The sequence below is a fragment of the Streptomyces sp. NBC_01233 genome (genome assembly GCF_035989305.1).
Lineage (GTDB): Bacteria > Actinomycetota > Actinomycetes > Streptomycetales > Streptomycetaceae > Streptomyces.
Genome location: NZ_CP108514.1, coordinates 7,575,550 through 7,595,394 on the forward strand (window position 1 = coordinate 7,575,550; position 19,845 = coordinate 7,595,394).

The following is a 19,845-nucleotide window of genomic DNA, read 5'->3' on the forward strand; positions in this document are numbered from 1 at the left end:
CCCGCCGGTGTAATGAGCCCCGGCAGGACGGAGTCCCATGCACGAGATGTCCATCGCCATGGCCGTAGTGGGCCAGGTGGAAGAGGCGGCCCGGGCGGGCGGCGCGCGCGCCGTCACCTCCGTACGGCTGCAGGTCGGCGAGCTGGCGGGGGTGGTCCCCGACGCGCTGGCCTTCTGTTTCGAACTGGCCTGTGCCGGAACGGTCCTCGACGGCGCCGAGCTCGTCACCGAGTCCGTCCCGGCCCGCGCCCGCTGCGCCTCCTGCCCCGGCACCTGGGCCGTCGGGATGCCCCCCGAACTGTGCTGCCCCGGATGCGGCAGGGCCACGGACGTGGAACTGCTGTCGGGCCGTGAGCTGGAGATCCTCAGCGTGCGCTGGGAGGACGGCCCCGCCGGTGCCCGTACCCGCGAACCGATTCCCGAGGAGGCCTGAACCATGTGCCGAGTGGTCGATCTGCGGCAGGCGGTACTCGCCAAGAACGACATGGCGGCCCAGGTCCTGCGCGCCGAACTCACCGCCCGCGGAACGACGGTGGTCAATCTGCTCTCCAGCCCCGGCAGCGGGAAGACGGCGCTGCTGGAACGCGAACTGCTCCTCGCCCGTGAGCGGGGCGTGGCCGTGGCCGCGCTGACCGCGGACCTGGCCACCGAGAACGACGCGACGCGGCTGGCCCGTTCGGGCGTACCGGTCAAGCAGGTGCTCACCGACGGACTGTGCCACCTGGAGGCCGGGATGCTCGGCCGGCACCTGGACGGCTGGCTGCCCGAGGACACCCGGCTGCTCTTCGTGGAGAACGTGGGCAACCTGGTCTGCCCGGCCTCGTACGACCTCGGGGAATCGCTGCGCGTGGTCCTGGCGTCCGTGACGGAGGGCGAGGACAAGCCGCTGAAGTATCCGACCGCCTTCGGACTGGCCCAGCTGGTGGTGGTCACCAAGACCGACATCGCGCGGGCCGTCGCATTCGACGAGGCCGCCTTCCGCGCCCACGTCGAGCAGGTCAATCCCGGTGTGGAGGTGGTCCTCACCTCGGCCCGCGCGGGTGAGGGGCTGGGCCTCCTGCTCGACCGGGCGCTGGCGGCGGGGGCGGGCGCCGGGGCGCACACCCCGGTCATGGCCGGCCGGCAGCGGTCGCACGGCCATGACCACGACCACGGTGACGGGCGCGACCACGGGCACGGGCACGTCCACGGCGACGGCCAAGGCCACGGCCACGGCCATGGGGACGACCACCACCACGATCACGTGCGTTCCGCCGCGCAGACCCGCTGATGGAGGCCGTGCAGCGCCGCCGCGTCACCGTCCGCGGCGTGGTCCAGGGCGTCGGCTTCCGGCCCTACGTCTACACCCGTGCGACCGGGCTCGGCCTCGCCGGGCACGTCACCAACACCCCCGAGGGCGTCGTCGCCGAGGTCGAGGGCGCGCCGGCGGCGGTCCACCGGTTCTGCGAGCGGCTCGCCGCGGACGCGCCCCCGCTGGCCGTCGTGGACGCCGTCGACCACTGCGAGGTCCCGGTCTCGGGCGGCGCCGGATTCACCATCATCGCCTCCCGGACCGGCGGGCCCGCCCGCACCCTGGTCTCCCCGGACGTGGCCACCTGCGCCGACTGCCGCACCGAACTGGCGGACCCGGCCGACCGGCGCCACCGGCACCCCTTCATCACCTGCACCCACTGCGGGCCGCGGTTCACCATCGTCACCGGGCTGCCGTACGACCGCGCCCACACCACCATGGCCCGCTTCCCCATGTGCCCCGACTGCGCCCGCGAGTACGGCGACCCCGCCGACCGCCGCTTCCACGCCCAGCCGGTCGCCTGCCCGGCCTGCGGCCCCCGGCTGAGGCTGCTCACCGGGCAGCCGCCCCGCGAGAGCGCCGGTCCCGGCCCGGACGGCCCCGACCCGGTCGCCGAGGCCCGGCGGCTGCTGGCGGCCGGGGCGATCCTGGCCGTGAAGGGCCTGGGCGGCTACCACCTGGCCTGCGATGCCACCCACCCCGGCGCCGTGGCCGAGCTGCGCCGCCGCAAGAACCGCGGTGACAAGCCCTTCGCCCTGATGGCCCGGGACCTCTCCGACGCCGAGCGCTTCGCGCACATCGGCCCCGAGGAGCGGAAGCTGCTGGAAGGAGGAGTGCGGCCCATCGTGCTGCTGCGCCGCCGCGAGGGCGGCACGGCGGGTCCGGGCACCCCGGGCACCCCGGGCGCCCTGGCCGACGGGGTCGCCCTGCGCTGTCCCGACCTCGGCGTGATGCTCCCGTACACCCCGGTCCACCACCTGCTGCTGGGCCTGCCCGGCGACCCGCCGGGCCCCCGCCTGCTCGTCATGACCAGCGGGAACCTCGCCGGGGAGCCCATCGTCACCGACGACGACGAGGCCCTGGACCGGCTCGCCGGCCTCGCCGACGCCTGGCTCACCCACGACCGCCCCATCCACGTGCCGTGCGACGACTCCGTGGTGCGGGTCTGCGACGGCGAGACGCTGACCCTGCGGCGCTCCCGCGGATACGCCCCGCTCCCGCTGACGCTGCCGCTGCCGGTCCCCCCGACCCTCGCCGTGGGCGGGGACCTGAAGAACGCCTTCTGCCTCGGCGAAGGGCGCCAGGCCTGGCTGTCCGCCCACGTGGGCGACATGGACGACCTCGCCACCCAGTACGCCTTCGAACGCGCCGAGCGCCAGCTGGAGTCCATCACCGGCGTCGGCCCCCTGCGCCTCGCCGCCGACCGGCACCCCGGCTACCGCTCCACCCGCTGGGCGCGGCGCGCCGCGGGCGCCCGGCCGCTCGTACGCGTCCAGCACCACCACGCGCACATCGCCTCCGCCATGGCGGAGCACGGCCTGGACGGCGGCCGGCCGGTCATCGGCATCGCCTTCGACGGCACCGGCTACGGCGACGACGGGGCCGTGTGGGGCGGCGAGGTCCTCCTCGCCGACTACGCCGGGTACACCCGTTTCGCCCACCTCGGATACGTCCCGCTGCCGGGCGGCGACACGGCCGTGCAGCGTCCGTACCGCATGGCGCTGTCCCACCTGCGGGCCGCGGGCATCGGATGGAGCCCGGACCTGCCCTGCGTCGCCGCCTGCCCGCCGGATGAACTCCTGCTCCTGGAGCGTCAGTTGGAACGCGGCCTGAACTGCGTACCGACCTCCAGCATGGGCCGGCTCTTCGACGCCGTCTCCTCCCTGGCCGGCGTCTGCCACCAGGCGGGGTACGAGGCGCAGGCCGCGATCGAGCTGGAGGGCGCGGCGCTCGGGGCGGGCGCGGCCGGCCCCGGCTACGCCTTCGGCCTGCGGGTCCCGCCCGGCCCGGCCGGGGCCCCGGTCACCGCCGATCCCGCGCCCGTTCTGGCCGCCGTGCTGGCCGACCTGCGCGCGGGCACGCCCCCGGGGCTGATCGCCGCACGTTTCCACACCTCCGTCGGCGTCCTCGTCGGCACGCTCTGCGCGCTCGCGCGCGAGCAGCACGGCCTGGACACCGTCGCCCTGACCGGCGGGGTCTTCGCCAACACCCTGCTGTCGTCCGCGTGCGCCCGGACCCTGCGCGCGAGCGGGTTCACCGTCCTGCGTCACGGCAGGGTCCCCCCGAACGACGGCGGGTTGTCCCTCGGCCAGCTCGTGGTGGCGGCCGCCGCCGACACCGCACACCACCCACAGCAAGGAGAAGCCCATGTGCCTGGCGGTACCCGGCAGAGTGCTTGACATCGGGGAGAAGGACGGCACCCGCATGGCTACCGTCGACTTCGGCGGCGTGCAGAAGGAGGTGTGCCTGGAGTACCTGCCGGACCTCCAGGTGGGCGAGTACGCCATCGTCCACGTGGGCTTCGCCCTGCAGCGCCTCGACGAGGAGTCGGCGCGCCAGACCCTCGAACTCTTCGCGGAACTCGGCATGCTCCAGGAGGAGTTCGGCGATCCGTGGGAACAGGCCGCCGAAGCCGGCGGCGAACCCTGGCCCTTCGCCGAGGAACCGGCCGCCGCCGCACCTCAAGGGGAGGTCACGCCGTGAGGTACATCGACGAGTTCCAGGACCCCGAGCTCGCCCGCCGGCTGCTCGACGACATCCACGCCACCGTGACCCGCCCCTGGGCGCTGATGGAGGTCTGCGGCGGCCAGACCCACACCATCATCCGGCACGGCATCGACCAACTGCTTCCCGATCAGGTGGAGTTGATCCACGGTCCGGGCTGTCCGGTGTGCGTCACCCCGCTGGAGGTCATCGACAAGGCGCTGGAGATCGCCTCCCGCTCCGACGTGATCTTCTGTTCCTTCGGGGACATGCTCCGGGTGCCCGGGACCGGCCGTGACCTGTTCCGGGTGCGGAGCGAGGGCGGCGACGTACGCGTGGTCTACTCCCCGCTCGACGCCCTGAGGATCGCCCAGGAGAACCCGGACCGGCAGGTGGTGTTCTTCGGCATCGGCTTCGAGACCACTGCCCCGCCCAACGCCATGACGGTCCACCAGGCGAAGAAGCTGGGCATCCGCAACTTCAGCCTGCTCGTGTCCCACGTCCGGGTGCCCCCGGCGATCGAGGCGATCATGCGGTCGCCGAGCTGCCGGGTCCAGGGCTTCCTCGCCGCCGGGCACGTGTGCAGCGTGATGGGCGTGGGCGAGTACCCCGAGCTGGCCGCGCGCCACCGCGTGCCGATCGTGGTGACGGGATTCGAGCCGCTGGACATCCTGGAGGGCGTACGGCGGGCGGTGCGGCAGCTGGAACGCGGCGAGCACACCGTCGACAACGCGTACGCGCGGGCCGTCCGCCCCGAGGGCAACCCGGCCGCCCTCGCCATGCTGGAGGACGTCTTCGAAGTCACCGACCGGGCCTGGCGCGGCATCGGCGTCATCCCCGGCAGCGGCTGGCGGCTGTCCGCCCGCTACCGGGAGTTCGACGCCGAACACCGCTTCTCGGTCACCGGCATCAACACCCGCGAGCCGGCCGCGTGCCGCAGCGGCGAGGTGCTCCAGGGGCTCCTCAAGCCGCACGAGTGCGAGGCCTTCGGCACGCTGTGCACCCCCCGCAGCCCGCTCGGCGCCACCATGGTGTCCAGCGAGGGAGCCTGCGCCGCGTACTACCTCTACCGGCGGCTGGAACTGAAGACCGTGCCCGCCGCCCCGACCGCACCGCTGGAGGCGAGCCCCGTTGTCTGACACCGCACTCGACATCACGGGCTGGACCTGCCCGGCCCCGCTGCGCGACCACCCCCGCGTGGTGATGGGCCACGGCGGCGGGGGAGCGCTCTCCGCCGAACTGGTCCAGCACCTCTTCGCCCCCGCCTTCGGCGGCGAGGCGCTGGCCCAGCTCGGGGACTTCGCGGCCGTCTCCCTCGGGGGAGTCCGGCTGGCCATCTCCACCGACTCCTACGTGGTGCGGCCGCTCTTCTTCCCCGGCGGCACCATCGGCGACCTCGCGGTCAACGGCACGGTGAACGACCTGGCCATGAGCGGGGCCCGGGCGGCCTACCTCTCCTGCGGCTTCATCCTGGAGGAGGGCGTCGAGATGTCCGCCGTGGCCCGCGTGGCCGAGGCCATGGGCGCAGCCGCGCGGGCCGCGGGCGTGGAGGTGGCCACGGGCGACACCAAGGTGGTCGAAGTGGGCCACGGGGACGGCATCTACATCAACACCACGGGCATCGGGATCATCCCCGACGGGGTGGACCTGCGCCCGCAGCGCGTGGTGCCCGGCGACGTCGTCATCGTGAGCGGCGAGATCGGCCTCCACGGGGTGGCGATCATGAGCGTTCGCGAAGGCCTGGAATTCGGCGTGGACATCGAGAGCGACTGCGCGGCCCTGGGCGGCCTCGTGCAGAGCATGCTCGCCGTCACCCCGGACCTGCACGTCCTGCGCGACCCCACCCGCGGCGGCCTGGCGGCCTCGCTCAACGAGATCGCGGCCGCCTCGGGCACCGGCGTCGTGATCACCGAGAGCCGTGTCCCGGTCCCGCCGGCCGTCGCGAACGCCTGCTCGATCCTCGGCCTCGACCCGCTCTACGTGGCCAACGAGGGCAAGCTGGTCGCCTTCGTCCCCCGCGAACACGCCGACGCCGTCCTCGACGCCATGCGCGCCCACCCCCTGGGCCGCCACGCCACGGTGATCGGCGAGGCCGTCGACGCCCACCCCGGCATGGTCGTCTCCCGCACCGCCCTCGGCGGCACCCGCGTGGTCGACCTCCCGCTCGGGGAGCAGCTGCCGCGCATCTGCTAGCTCCGGCCGGAGTCCTCACCGTACGACGAAGCCCCTGGTGGGACGGGTTCTCGACCGAGAACCCCCGTCTGCGCCAGGGGCTTCGCCCGTGACGGCAACGGCTCCGGAGGCTCGTGCTCATCGGCGACACCCCCGAACAGAGCCCGGATTCCCGGCAGCTGGGCTGCTTCCGGGCCTCGGCCGTCCTGGGCCGGCTGCTCCGGGACCTCTGGCGCCGTCCCTGACCTCACAAGCGCCTGCCGGCCGGCGCCGGCTGGCCTATTCTGGGCCTCAGGGGGTACGGGGTTGAAGGACGCGCTGCTCAGGGAACTGACCGACAGGATCCGGGACTTCGGAGACGGCTCGGCCCCGGATGCCGTGCTCGACGAGGCGGGGGCGAGGGCCGCCGCGCGGTTGCTGACGCTCGCGGGCCTGGAGCGGGGCGACCCCCGGACGGTGGACACCGACATCCTGCACACGGTCGCCGCGTATCACTGGGCACGGTCCCTCGCCCACTCCGACGCCGCGCTGTCGGCCGCCGACCACACGAGGGCGATGGACGTCTTCGGCCTGCTGTACCTCGCCGACCACCGGCGCGTGCCCCGCGCGCTCTGGTCCCGGCTCACCGAGGCGACGGGCCACGACCCGTGGCAGGACCCGGTGGACCACGCGGGCGACCTCGTACTGGACGTGGAGGAAGGCGGTGGTCCGGCCGTACTCGACGAAGCGGTGGCCCTCCTCCAGGACGCGCCGGCCGGCCCCTACCGCGACACCACGCTCGGCCTCGCCCTCCGTCATCGGGCGGCGGACCCCGCCCGCCCGGCGGCCGACCGCCTGGCCGACGCCGACGCGGCCGTCGATCTGCACGCGCGCGTGGCCGCGCTCGCCGAGGAGTCGCCCGCCCGGCGGGCCCGCCGGCGGCTCACCCTCGCCGAGGCGCACGACCAGCGGTTCGTGCTCTGCGCCGACCGGGGTGACCTCGCCGCGGCGGAGTGCGCCGCACGTGCGGCGTTCTCCGAGGCCCCGGAGGGCTCGGCCGTGCGGGCGGACGCGGCGGCGAGCATCGGGACGTACCTCGGCCGGCGTGCCGAGGCGGGCGCCCTCCCGGGAGACACCGGCCTGCTGCGGGAAGCCGTCGCATGGCTGCGCCTGGGGGTGGACCTCTCGGCGGCCTCCGGACGGGAGCCGGACCGGGCGAACCTGCGCAGGGCGATGGGACTGCTCCTCGACCGCACGGCTGCGCCACCCGAGCGGGAACCTGCGGAACACGGAGAGGGGGAAGGGGAAGGGGGAGCGGGGGAGGTGGCGGGCGCAGCCCGGCCGGTCGCGTCGCCGGACACCGTGCGCCAGGCGCGCGACCTCGCCGGGCTCGGCTCGAAGGTCATCGCGCGCGTCCTTCCGGAGGCCGAAGCCGTACGGCGGGTCGTCGACCCGGCCTTCGCGCTCTCGAAGGAGGCCGTCACCTCCGTGGTGACCGGCGCCGCGCGACTCGTCGGCTCCGGAGCGCCCCAGGACGCGGTGCCGGTCCTCACCCTCGTACTGGAGGCGGCCTCCACGCGTTGGGGAACGGGGCCGGAGAGCCCCTGGTGGCAGGCTGCCGACGTGTACGTCGAGGCCGTGCGGCTCAGCCTGGTCACACGTCCCGACGGACTGCTGTTCCGGCGCGCGCACGACACCGTACGGATCCAGATCGACGCCCTGCGCGCATCCCCCGGGGCGGATGCGAAGGACGAACTCGCCGAGACCCTCTTCGCCGCCGGACTGCTCCACCTCAGCCCGTACTTCGGCGAACTTCCCGGACTGGACTTCGCCGGCGCGCTCGCCCTCCGGGAGGAACGCGGCAAGCGGCACCGGTCCCTCCACCCGGACGACCCCGCCCACGCCGCCGGCCCGGACATGCCGTCCCCCGCGGACGCGGCCGACGGCGCCGTCGCCTACCTCATGGACGCCGCCGTCCTGGCGTCCGGTCACGAGCTGGGGCGGGTGCTCAAGGCCCTGGCCGAAGCGCTGTCCTTCCTCGCCGGGATGCGGGAGCGCTCCTACGACGGCGAGATCCTGCTCGCCGCCCGGAAGGCGTTCGACGTCCTCGATCCGCGACGCGATCCGCTGGGCTGGCTGTACGTCCTGCGCCTCCTGTACCGCTTCGGCGAACTGGCCCTGCCCGCCGGCCTGCCCGGGCTGCTCCCCGTACCCCTGGCCGCCGTCAGGGAACGGCAGGGGGACCACGAGGCGTCCTGCGTCTTCGCCGAAGCGCTCACCCTCGCCCAGGAGGCCCACCGCGTCGACCTGCAGGCCCGCCTGCTCGCGGCGGCGGACCGCGATCTGCCGCGCCTCTCGACGGACTCCCAGCGCAGGCTGCGCTGGTCGTGCGAGGTGCACTGCCTCGCCGGGGACCACCTGCACTGCGCGCCGGAGCCGATGGCGGTGGGCCCGCTCGCCGACCGGGTACGGTCCTGCGCACAGGCCGGCGGGTGGCCCGCCGGGGAACGCGCGGCGACGCTCCTCCACCTCGCGGCGCACGCCGACCCGGCGCGGGACGGCGAGGCCGGCCGCGCACTCGTCGACGAGGCACGGCGGCTGGCGCCCGCCCTCGTACGGCGGCACGCCGACGCGGTCGACCACCTCGAAGCCGTACTCGCCCACGACATGGGCGTGCAGGCCAGGGCGCAGCAGCAGCCGGACGCCGCCGCACGCCATTTCGCCTCCGCCGCCTTCGCCTTCGCGCTGTGCCGGCAGACCGACCTCGCCCTCGCGGCCCTCGACGCCGGGCTGGGGTGTGCGCACGAGGCCGAGGGGCCGGCGGCCAACGGGGCGGCGGCCGCGCTGATCCCGGCTTCCGTGTTCCTGCGCCAGGGACCGGACGAGACGGTCGACTGGAAGCTGCGCGACCTCTACCAGTCGCTGGCCTTCAAGATGAGCGGCCCCACCGTCAACCTGTCGGTGATGTCCGGCATCCACCAGGCCGCCAAGGGCATGGACTTCACCATCTCGGCGGGACGCCCGGGCGCGCTGGAGTTCTCGCGCGGCCTGGACGGGATCCTCGAGCGCGCACGGCGCGCCGAGGCCGACCTGCCGGGACCGCTGCCCGACTTCGACCTGCCCGGCGGGGCCGAGACGGCCATGCTCTACTACCTGGGTTCGGGCGAGGCGGAACCGGACGGCGACGCCGAGGCCGAGGTGCGCAACCTGCAGCGGGCCGCCGACCGCTGGATCAGCGGGGAACTGCGCTTGGCGCGCGGCTCCACCTGGTTCCCGCTGCTGCAGGTCGACGAGGTCCAGGCGCTCCTTGCGCCGGACACCGTGCTGCTCTCGCTCTTCCTGGGCCAGGTCCGCCACCGGTCCTGCGCCAACCCCGTCATGGCCCTGCAGGGGATGGCGATGACGCGCGAGGAGACCTTCCACCGCACCATGGCCTTCCCGGCGTACGAGGGCGCGCTGTTCCGGATGTCCAAGGCCGGCCACACGCTCAACGTGTCACCCGCCGCGCCGCAGGTCGCGGGGCTGCGCGAGGAGATCACCGCCGACCCCCTGCACCGCGAAGCCGCGCGCACGGCGGCGCGGTTGCTCGCCGAGGATTCCCCCTCCTACCTGGCCGGGTTCGCCGATTCCCTGCCGTCCTGGCTCAGCCGGGGCAAGACCCATCTCTGCGTCTGGCCGAACGGCCCCCTGCACTACCTCCCCTTCCACCTCCTCCGCGCCGGTGGCCGCCCGCTGGCCGACGACTGGACCGTCACCCAGGTGCCCAGCCTCTCCTTCCTCAGCCGCCCCGCACCGCCTCCGTCACCCCACCGCGGGCTTGCCGCCTTCGCCTTCGACAGCGGGGGCACGGACACCCTGGAGGCCCACACCGCGCGGATCGCGGCCTCGATGGGCAGCGCCGCCCCGGTTCTGGGGGCGGCCGCCACCCCGCGCCGTTTCCTCGAAGCACTGTCCGGGGCCCGCTACGTCCACGTGGCGGCCCACGGCTCGCACAACGAGTGGGCGCCCTGGCACCAGTGCCTGTACCTGTCACCCGATCCGGAACGGGGCGACGACGGGCGGGTCTTCGCCCACGACGTCCTCAGGACCGACCTGCGCGGCGTCGAACTCGTCACCATGAGCGCCTGCGAGTCGGCCCTCGGCCGATTCGACATCAACGACAATCTGCACGGCCTGCCCGCCGCCTTCCTCCAGGCCGGCGCCGCCGCCATCGTCGGCTGCCTGTGGCCGGTGGCCCCCGACGTGGCCACCGCGTTCTTCGGCACCCTCTACGAACAGCTCGCCCTCACCCGGGACCGGCGTACGGCGTTCCGCACGGCCCAGTCCACGACCCGCGCCCGCCACCCCGCCTACCGGGACTGGGGTGCCTTCTGCTTCATCGGGGACTGGCGCACCACCACCGACCACCCACACGGAGCCACCGAATGATCCCTCCCGCCCGGCCGGCCGAGGCGAAGGCAGCGACCTCCCACGACCTCACCCTGGTGCCGACGCTCCTCCTCCAGACGCCCACCCCGCAGCCCCGGCTGACCGGGCGGATCTCGCTGGGCGCCCCGGTCGTGCGTCCGCTCACCGGCGTACAGGCCGCCGAGGGCGACGGCGACTGGGGAGCCTTCCTGGAGTCGCAGGCGGACCGGTACGACTACCTGCTCCTCAGTCTCGTGTGTTCGTTCCGCCCCGCCTCCGACGGGGCTCCGTTCACGGACGCGGGCATCGGCATCCGGCTGGAGGCGCCGGACGAGCCGGCGGACCGGCAGCCCATCGCGTGGTCCATCTCGCCGAAGCGGCGGGCCGTCCCCGTGCCCCCTTCCGGCTCGCTGACGCTGACCGCCAACCTCATGCTCGTCGACGCGGGGGTGGAGTTCACGCCGCACCAGGGCGGACAGGAGAAGCTGTTCGTGGTCGGCATGGGGGAACGCGACAGCGATCCCGAGTGGAGGTTCACGGCCACCCCCGGCACCCCCCTGGTCGGCGACGAGTCGCTCGCCCTCATCGTCCGCACCCCGGCCGGCACCCCCACGCGCGCGCACGTCACGGTGGCCGCGACCGTCAGACAGCGCCGCCTCGGCCTGATCCCGTACCGCGCCGAACTCCCCCCTGCCCTGCGCACCATCGACGTACGCCGACGGTGACCGACGGGACTGCGGACGCGCGGCGGCGCCGGCGACGACCGAGCTCACGACCTTGCGGACGTCGGCGACCTCGGGCGCGACGCCCCCGCGGCCGGCGAACAGCAGGTGGCCGGATCCGATCAGCGTGAGGGCGGGCGCTCTGGACCAGATGCCCACGCTGGGCGCCTTCACCCGGCTGCCCCCGGACGCGATGGCCGAGGTGCTCGACGGTGCCGGTACCGCCATCGACGCGATGGGCGGCGGCTTCGCCATGAACTACGCCACGGTGTCGATCTCCGCGGTGCGCACCGGCACCGGCGCCTGAGGTTCGGAGATCACGGCCGCGCCGGGCTGAGGAGAGGGCCCGGCGCGGCCGTGCGATCACTTGGCGCCGCTCCGCTTGACCTCATCGCGGACCGCTCGAACAGAACGAATCGCCGTGATCATCTTCTGGGACAGCGCCGGTACCTGGTCGAAGAGATGCCCCACGACGGCAACACCTCCCGCGACCGAGGTCACGGCAACGGTCACCCAACCTGCCAGTTCCATAGAGCGCCTTTCGGAAGAGGGTGATGCACGGGCCGGGGAGGCCCCCCGGCTCCGGCCCTCCGCAACCCCTCGCACCCGATCGGCAACTATGCGATCAGCAGGTGGAGTTGAGCGTACCGAGCCAGGGCGCCGCGTGTCCTGAGGACCGGGGAGGTGGGACAGGTCCCCTCTCGTTGCTGCGGGGGCGGTCTCGACGCGGTGCGGCACACATCGGGGAATCCTGCTGGTGAGGCCGGGAACGTCCCGGTTAGCATCCGACGATGACGACGCCCACGGACGAGCCCTTCCACGATGCGGTGCGCCGGGCGGACGCCGGCCGGCCGGCCGGCCGTCTCGACGCGCGGCTCTGCCCGCCGGCCGTCTTCGGACGTCTCATCCGGCACGAGGATCCCCGCCTGCGGCACCTGGGGTTGGTCCTGCTGACCGAGCGCGTCACGTCGGGCCGGACCGGCGACGAGCCGGAGATGGCCGAGCTCGCGGGGCTGCTGCCGGTGTCGGTGGAGGGACCGCCGGAAACCGTGCTCGTCCTGGCGCGGCTCTACGAACGGCTGGCGCCGTACCTCCCGGGGCTCCGCTGGCCGTCGTGGCGTACGGCCGGGCTGCCGGTGCGCGTACGGATCGCCTGGCTGCGCGCCGAGCTTCTGAACGAGCCGGCGGTGATCCGGAAGGAGCCTCCGGGCGAACTGCTGTACCAGGCCGTGCAGGAGACGACCGCCACGTGCGCACACCGGCCCGAGCGGCTCGTCGACGAGCTGGTGGACAGCGGCGACCCGGTGTTGCAGGCCGCGGCCCTGCGGCTGGCCCGGCAGGGGCTGCACGCCGGTCTGCTGGCTCCCGCACTGGTTCGCGCACACGTGACGAGCCTGCTCGGTGCCGGCAGTGCGGACGTCGTCGCCGGCGCACTGGGCGAACTCGGCGAACCGTGGACGGCGTTGGACCCCTTGGCGCCGGAACGCCTGTCTCCCTTTCTCACCGCCGAGTCCGTGATCGCACGCCCCGAGGCGGCCGATGCCGCACTCGCGGCCGCGGCCCGGCACGGGCACGGTGGTCTGCTGTGGCAGGTCGTCGACGATCCGGATCTGCCGCCGGGTCTTCGCCGGCGCGGGATGGAACTGCTCGGTGACCTGGCGGACCGCCGTGACGTCGGGGCGTAGACGGCCGTCGCCGCAGCGGACCCGCTGCTGTTCGGCGGGCCGGCGGTGACGAGCCTGCGGGGGCTGCACCGGCGCGGGCACTTCCCGGACGGTACGCACGTCCCGTCCATCATCGGCCTGGCCCTGGCCGACCACACGATCGCGCCCCACGAGGTCGCCACGATCCTGTTCACCTGCCGTCAGGTGATGTTCCGTGAGCTGGTGGACGCCGACGCCGACGATCCGAGCTGGCCGCGGCGGCTCGCGCTGCTGGTCGCCCTGGCCGGACAGGGGACGGGGGAGCTTCCCATCGGGGACGCGATCACGAGGGTGCTGCCCTCGGCTCCCGTGCCGGGGCCGTTCCTCGACGCGATCCGTGCGGTGCGCCATGCGCCGGCCGAGGAGGCCGTGATCGCCCTCCTGCCTTCGGCGCCCGCAGCGGCCCTGGACGCCCTGGAGGCCATCGGCGGGGACCGGACGGTGACCGTGCTGGGGGAGGGGCTCGGCCTCGACACGGAGGAGGGCGCGGGCGTGATCGCGCCGCATCTCCGCGCGGTGCGCAACCGCGCCCTGGAAGTGCTGTGGCATCTGACCGACGATCCGTCACGGCGGCGTGCCCTGCTCGTCCGGCTCGATCCCGCCGATCTGCCGGCTCGCATCGCGGCGGATCTCGGTGGCCCGGACGAGCGGGAACTGGCCCTCCTCGGTTCCCACCTGGACCCGGACGAGCCGGTGGCGGCACTGTGCAGACTGGCCACGCACGGCAGCGCCGGCACGCTGCCGGTCATCGCGGACCTGCTCCTGCGCGTCGTGGCCGACCTGGCGGCGTCCTCGCAGCCGGGCGCGGTCCCCCCGCAACCCGCGCACGGACAGCCGTCCGGGGAGCCCGTGGTGCCCCAGGAGATCCTGGACGCCGTACACGGTCTGGGACGTCGGCTCCACGAGAGGGGACGGATCAGGCCGTCCTGCCTGCTCGACGCGGCAACCGCACAAGAGGCCGGACACGCACTCGTCGCGTCCATGGCGCTGGATCTGCTGGACCGGCCCGGACTGTCGGGCGGCGAGCAGACGATCCTGCTCGAACTCCTGCTCCGAGCCCCCTGTGCGCGCACCCGTGCGCGGACGCACCGCCTGCTGCGGCACCCCGACCGGCACGTGCGCAAGCACGTGATCGCGTTGCTCGCCCGCGACGCCACGGGGAACGACGCGCAGGCGTTGTCGGCGACCCTGATCGCGCTGACCGCCGCCCAGGACATCCAGACCGTTCGACAGGCGCTGCTCGCCCTCGGCCACGCGCGGGCCCGCTGGGCCTCCACCGCGATCGCCGCATGTCTCGGCCATCCGAACATGAACATCAAGAAGACCGCCGCCGAGGTACTGGTCCACGCGGGCACGCCCACGGCGGTACCGGAACTGCTCTTCCGGCTCGGCCATCACGACAACCGGGGCCTGCGCGCCCGGCTCGTCGAGGCGCTGCGCGCCATCCTCGGCGGCGCCTACCCGGCCACCGTCCTCGCCGCTGCCGAACACGGCGAAGACGCCCGCACCCGCGAACTGCTGCTGCAAGGCCTCGACGGCACCCTTCCGGCCCGCTCGGTCCTCGCACTGGACGATCAGGCCTCACGGGTCGCACCGGCCCTGCTGGCCCTGGTGGCGACCGGCCGGGTCGGCCTCGCTGCCGGGACGGCCGACGACCTGTCGACGGCCATGGCCAGGCACGGGATCACCACGCCCGCCGCGCCGCGGTCGGCGGGCGGGACCGGAGCGGACCTCGACGTCGACTCGCTGACGGCCGGGGCCTGGAATCCGTCGGTCGCCCTGCGCATCGCCGAACGGCACGAGCTGCCGCACCCCACCCGGCTGCGGGCGCTACGGCCCATGCTGGCGGACTGGCTTCGCCTGGCCGGCTCCGAACCCGCCTCCCGGGGCCGCGTCCTGCGCCTCACGCTCCGGCTCTGCCCCGCACCGTGGACGACCGAGGAACTGACCGCCTTCTCCCGGTCCACCACCGTCCTGCTCGACGCCCTCACCGAGGCCGCGACCGCAGACCGCCCCGACCTCATCGCCGTACTCGAGGCCGTCGCACCGACCCTGTCGGCGGCCGAGAGGCCGGCTGTCGCCGAAGCGGTACGCGCGCTGCCCCCCGTACCCGCCGGGCACCGGTCCACACTGCCACTGCTCCGCAGCCTCGACGTGGTGCTGGTCCGCGCCGACCTCGAACGGACACTCGCCTCGGCCCGGCTCGACGCCGACCCCCGGCAGGCCGAAACCGCCGTACTGCGGGACGCGTTCGCCGCCCCGCCCGCCACGCCGGCCAAGGCCGGGGGGTGGCGGACGGCGCTGGTCGCCGCGGCACGCACACCCGACGCCCTGGAGGATTTCCGCCGGCTCTCCCTCCATCCCCTCCATCCCCTCCCTTCCCTCCCTCACGACGACATCCCGGACTCCCGGGACCGTCTGACCGCACTGATCGACGTCTACGCCTCCGCCGGTCCCGAGGTCCGCGCCGCCCTCATCGACTGGATGACCGACATCCAGCCCCTGGACGCACCGCCCTGGACCCTCGCCGAGACCACCCGCGCGGCGGCGCCGCGGCCGCGGACCGTGCACGTCGACGACCTCGACCAGCCCCGTTCGAACGCCCTGCGGGAGCGCCTGCTGGCCATGCTGCAGGCGTCCGCCCCGGACCGCCGGCACGCCGCGGCCCTGGCGCTCCTGGAGTGGCCCGAGCCCGAGGCCGCGGTTCCCGTGCTCCGCGCGTTCCTGCGAGGCCGCGTCGACGTACCCGTCAGCGCCGGCCTGGCCCGCAGCCTGAGTGCCATCGGCGAGAGCGAACTCCGCGCGGACGGCATCCTCCACGACAGGGTCGCGCTCGTGGCCGTCCGGCTCGACCCGTGGGACCTGGAACCACTGGTCCCGCTGCTGCTCGAATGGTGGGAGCACGACCCGCCGTCCAGCAACTCCGCAGCCGGGCGGGCGCTGCTCCGGTTCCCCGCCGACGCGCTGGCGGAGTGCCTTGCCGACCGCCTCGACGCCGGCGCCTGGGGATTCCTCGACCTGCTCTCCGGACGCTCCCTGCTGCGCACCCCCGCACTGACGCGGACCCGCCGGCGGCTGCGTGCCGAAGGACGCGACGACCTCGCGGACGGACTGCTCCTCGTAGAAGGTCCGCTGCGCCGCCCGGACTCCGCCGAGCAGGACGCCGCCGCCCTGGCAGCACTCCGCGACCGCACCCCGCCCACCCCGTCGGGCACCTCACCACTCCAGTCCCGCCAGGAGCTGTTGGACCTGGCCCGCACCGGCGACCCTGCGGCGGTACACCAGGCACTCAAACAACTCGCCGAACGACACACAGGCCCGTCCGCAGACCAGGACCCCGGCCTGCGCGACCTGATCGGCGAGCTGCTGCGTCACCCCAAGCCCAAGGTCCGCCTGCACGCCCATCGCACCTCGCGGGCCGTGCTGGACCGCCAGAGCTACCTGCACCACACGTCGCTCTTGCTGACCGACCCCCAGCCGGACCTGGTACGCACGGCGATCAGAATCCTCTGCCACGCCACCTGGACGCCCGCGATCCCCGCCGTGACCGAAATGCTGGAGCACCCCCACCCCACCGTCCGCAGAACCGCGACCGAGGGCCTCATCGCCATGGGCAGACCGGCGATCCCCGCCCTTAGACACGCCGCCACCCACACCCGCCCCGACAAACGCCCCCTCTACACAGAGGTCCTCGACCAGATCACGACCACCGCAGCCGAACAGGGTACGGGCGGGTCCCCTACAGCCGGTCGCGCTTCCCGGAGATGACGTACGGCCTCGCGCGGGCCACCGCCATCAGAAGCATGGTGCCGACGGGCGCAACCCCTACCGGGCCCCGCAGGCTTCGCGGGCTTCGAGCTCCTCGGCCGCCGGTGCGCGGTCAGCGGTCCCCACGCGCGTCCCGCGCCTCGAGCACGGCCTGGAACTGCCCGAGCGCCTCGTGGATGCGGCCCGTCGCCAGGTAGGCGCGGCCCAGCCGCGAGCGTATGTCCATCTCCAGCCAGTCGTACGCGGGTTCGGTGAGCGGGGACAGCAGCCGGTGCTGGAGCAGGGCCTGGTGATGGAGGGCCACGGCCGCGCCCGGATCTCCCTCGCCCTGCTCCGCCGTACCCAGCCGGGTCAGGCCGCGAGCGCAGAGGAAGACGTCCCCGGCCTCCTCGACCAGGTGGACCGCCTGGCGGAGCAGGCCCTTGGCCTCGGCGTACCGGCCGAGGCGGAGGTGGATGTCGGCGGCGAAGCTCAGGACCCTGCCGAGCAGGCGCGGTCTGCGGCTGCCGTCGGCGTGGGTACGGGCCTCGGCGAAGGAGGCCAGCGCCTCCTCGTTACGTCCCTCCAACTGGTGGGCGAGGCCTTGGATGACGAAAGCGATCGAGGCGACCCAGTCGTTGTGCGGCGGCCGGGACAGGCGCAGCCCCTCGGTGACACGGGAGATCGCCCGGTCGGCCTCGCCCACACTCACGTCTACGGACGCCAGCCCGATGAGGGCCCGGGTCTCTTCGATCGGGTCGAGGTCGCGCCGGCTGAGGTGGAGCGCCTCGGTGAACACGGCCCGCGACTGCGCGTACCGGCGTTGGTACACGGCGGTGTAGGCAAGGCAGTTCCGCAGGGCGAGCGCCATCCGCGGGTCGGTGGCCTCGTCCACGTGCGCGAGTGCGATCTCGAGAGCGGTCTGGGACTCGTGGTAGCGGCCCTGCCGCGTGAAGTAGTCGACCAGCGCCTCGGCGATCCAGCACGCGTAGTCGACTTCGCCGAGGGCCACGGCGTGACCGACGACGTCGACGAGCTCTCCACCGGCCGCGTCGAGCCAGATCTCCGCTTCCTTCCAGTTCGCGAACGGCGCTCCGGAGGGTTGGGGTCCGGTGGGGAAACCGGTGGGGAGGCCCCAGTCACTGGCGATCCGGGCGGCGTCGAGGTAGAGGCGCAGGGCGGCCGTGCGTGTGGCGGCGGCCTCGTCGGGCAGGGCTTCCGCGAGGCGCCGCGCGTGCACGCGGACCAGATCGTGCAACCGGTAGTGGCCCGGACGCGGCTGTTGCAGGAGGTTCGCGTCGACCAGGCTCTCCAGGATCTGCTCGGTCTCGTGGGGCGGCCGACCGAGCATGGCCGCCGGCGCCAGCACGTCGAACTCGACCGTCGGTGCCTGGCCCAGGGCGCGGAATCCGAGCTGCTGGTCGGGTGGGAGCTGGTCGTACGACAGCCGGAAGGCCGCCTCGACGCTGCGGTCCCCGATGCTCAGTTCGCCGAGTCGGTGTTCGTCGCCCGCCATGCGGCCCACCAGGTACTCCACCGTCCAGGTGCGGCGGTTCTGCAGCCGGGACCCGGCGATGCGCAGGGCCAGCGGCAGCCCGTCGCACAGCCCGACCAGCCGGCGCGTCGCCTCCGGCTCGCGGCCCGCGCGCTCCTCCCCGATGATGTGCGTGATCAGCAGCACCGCACCCCCGCTCCTCAGCGGCTCCAGCGTGACCCGTCGGTCGGCGTCCAGTTCGGGCAGCCGTCGGCGGCCGGCCACCAGCACGCTGCTTCCCGCCCCTGCGGGCAGCAGCGGTCGCACCTGGTCGGCGTCCAGGACGTCGTCCAGCACGAGGAGCAGCCGTAGCGGGCTGGTCGCCGCGCGCCAGGCGGCGGTGAGTTCATCGAGGTCGCTCGGCAACTCGCCTTTGGCCGCGCCCAGGGAGCGCAGCAGGCGCTGCAGGGCCTGCTCGGGGGTCTGCCGCCGCTGCGTGCTGTGCGCGCGCAGGTCCACGAACAGGCTGCCGTCCGGGTACCGGTCGCTGAGCTCACGGGCCGCGCGCACGACGAGAGCGGTCTTGCCGACGCCGGCCGTACCGTCCACCGTCACGATCGACACGGATCCGGGCGCACAGGCCTCGGTCAGCTGGGCGAGCTCGGCCTCACGGCCGACGAGGCGGCCGGCGTCGCCCGGCAGTTCATTGACGGTCCGGCGGGTCCGGGGCCGGGCGGGCTGTGCGGCGGAGCGCGCAGCGGCCGGACCGAGCAGGTGTGCGTCGTCGCGGCGCAGCACCGCTTCGTGCAGCCGGCGGAGCTCTTCCCCCGGATCGACGCCGAGCTCGTCACGCAGCCGAACGCGCATGCCCTGGTAGGCGTTCAGCGCTTCCGCCTGGCGGTCACAGCCGTACAGGGCCCGCATCCGCAGCGCCAGCAGCGACTCGTCGTACCGGTCGGACGGGGACAGGACCGTGAGGTCGTCCAGAGCGTCACCGAACCGGCCGAGCAGGACCAGGCACTCGAGCCTGTCCAGCCGTAGCCCTCGCCGGCGCTCCGACAGCCGTTCCCGCTCGGCCTGCGCGAACGGTCCCGGCAGGCCGGCCAGGGGCTCGCCCCGGAACAGGGCGAGTGCCGAGGACAGCTGGGCGACGGCCCTGGCCAGCTCGCCGGACGCCTTCGTACGCCGCGCCTCGACGCCCCGCTCGGTCAGGTCCGCCACATCGAGCCGGACCCCGTCGACGACGAAGCGGTACCAGCCCTTTCCGCTGCGGATCACCGACTCCGTATGGCGGGTGCCATCCGCGTCGAGCGCCCGGCGCAGCGGGTTGACGTGACTGGCCAGCACTTTGTGGCCGGATGCGGGTGGCTCCGACCCCCACACTCCGTGCATCAGCTGCTCGTGGCCCACCACGGCCCCCCGGCTGAGCAGCAACGCGGCCAGCACGGCCTGCCGTTTGACGGGCCCCAGATCCAGCGGTGCTCCGCCCCGGCACGCCCGTAACGGCCCGAGCACCGCGATCCGGAGCTGCTCGGGAGGTTCGCTGTCCATGGAGAAGCCCCGCTTTCGCACATCATCGGAATTTCATCTGCTCTGCAGCCTGTCCGGTCATGGTTGCAGAGATGCGACTGAGAACGGCTGAGAAGC

The 19,845-nt window shown here is 74.0% G+C and carries 13 protein-coding genes; 11 read left to right on the plus strand and 2 right to left on the minus strand.

The window, feature by feature from the left end:
• Positions 1-37: 37 nt before the first annotated feature.
• The 9 genes from OG332_RS35415 (at position 38) to OG332_RS35455 (ending at position 11,581) form a co-directional block, all read left to right on the plus strand.
• Entirely contained in the window at positions 38-433 is a 396-nt protein-coding gene (locus tag OG332_RS35415) for a hydrogenase maturation nickel metallochaperone HypA/HybF (protein ID WP_319728727.1), read from the plus strand.
• A 3-nt stretch (positions 434-436) separates the two neighbouring features.
• Entirely contained in the window at positions 437-1,270 is an 834-nt protein-coding gene (hypB, locus tag OG332_RS35420; RefSeq protein WP_327417285.1) for a hydrogenase nickel incorporation protein HypB, read from the plus strand.
• Positions 1,270-3,690 (plus strand): carbamoyltransferase HypF, encoded by a 2,421-nt coding sequence (gene hypF / locus OG332_RS35425; protein ID WP_327417286.1) that lies wholly within the window; start codon positions 1,270-1,272, stop codon positions 3,688-3,690. The genes hypB and hypF overlap by 1 nt, the downstream gene beginning before the upstream one ends.
• On the plus strand, positions 3,659-3,994 hold the full coding sequence (locus tag OG332_RS35430; protein WP_327417287.1) for a HypC/HybG/HupF family hydrogenase formation chaperone: 336 nt from the start codon (positions 3,659-3,661) through the stop codon (positions 3,992-3,994). Before hypF ends, OG332_RS35430 begins: the two co-directional genes overlap by 32 nt.
• Positions 3,991-5,133 (plus strand): hydrogenase formation protein HypD, encoded by a 1,143-nt coding sequence (hypD, locus tag OG332_RS35435; protein WP_327417288.1) that lies wholly within the window; start codon positions 3,991-3,993, stop codon positions 5,131-5,133. The genes OG332_RS35430 and hypD overlap by 4 nt, the downstream gene beginning before the upstream one ends.
• A complete protein-coding gene (gene hypE, locus OG332_RS35440) occupies positions 5,126-6,187 on the plus strand; it encodes a hydrogenase expression/formation protein HypE (protein ID WP_327417289.1) in 1,062 nt (353 codons plus the stop codon). Before hypD ends, hypE begins: the two co-directional genes overlap by 8 nt.
• A gap of 285 nt (positions 6,188-6,472) precedes the next feature.
• On the plus strand, positions 6,473-10,573 hold the full coding sequence (locus tag OG332_RS35445; protein WP_327417290.1) for a CHAT domain-containing protein: 4,101 nt from the start codon (positions 6,473-6,475) through the stop codon (positions 10,571-10,573).
• Entirely contained in the window at positions 10,570-11,277 is a 708-nt protein-coding gene (locus tag OG332_RS35450; RefSeq protein ID WP_327417291.1) for a hypothetical protein, read from the plus strand. The genes OG332_RS35445 and OG332_RS35450 overlap by 4 nt, the downstream gene beginning before the upstream one ends.
• Positions 11,278-11,401: 124 nt before the next feature.
• Positions 11,402-11,581 (plus strand): hypothetical protein, encoded by a 180-nt coding sequence (locus tag OG332_RS35455; protein ID WP_327417292.1) that lies wholly within the window; start codon positions 11,402-11,404, stop codon positions 11,579-11,581.
• A 56-nt stretch (positions 11,582-11,637) separates the two neighbouring features.
• Here OG332_RS35455 and OG332_RS35460 read toward each other — a convergent pair whose 3' ends face one another.
• Complete coding sequence (locus tag OG332_RS35460; protein ID WP_327417293.1) at positions 11,638-11,805, minus strand: hypothetical protein; 168 nt, start codon at positions 11,803-11,805, stop codon at positions 11,638-11,640.
• A gap of 260 nt (positions 11,806-12,065) precedes the next feature.
• Between OG332_RS35460 and OG332_RS35465 the strand changes: the two genes are divergently transcribed.
• Both OG332_RS35465 and OG332_RS35470 read left to right on the plus strand, forming a co-directional pair.
• Positions 12,066-12,959, plus strand: coding sequence for a hypothetical protein (locus OG332_RS35465; protein WP_327417294.1), 894 nt, complete (start codon positions 12,066-12,068; stop codon positions 12,957-12,959).
• Between the two features lie 45 nt (positions 12,960-13,004).
• Entirely contained in the window at positions 13,005-16,745 is a 3,741-nt protein-coding gene (locus OG332_RS35470; RefSeq protein ID WP_327417295.1) for a HEAT repeat domain-containing protein, read from the plus strand.
• A gap of 112 nt (positions 16,746-16,857) precedes the next feature.
• Here the strand turns inward: OG332_RS35470 and OG332_RS35475 are convergent, their stop codons facing one another.
• Entirely contained in the window at positions 16,858-19,749 is a 2,892-nt protein-coding gene (locus tag OG332_RS35475; RefSeq protein WP_327417296.1) for an AfsR/SARP family transcriptional regulator, read from the minus strand.
• Between the last annotated feature and the right edge of the window lie 96 nt (positions 19,750-19,845).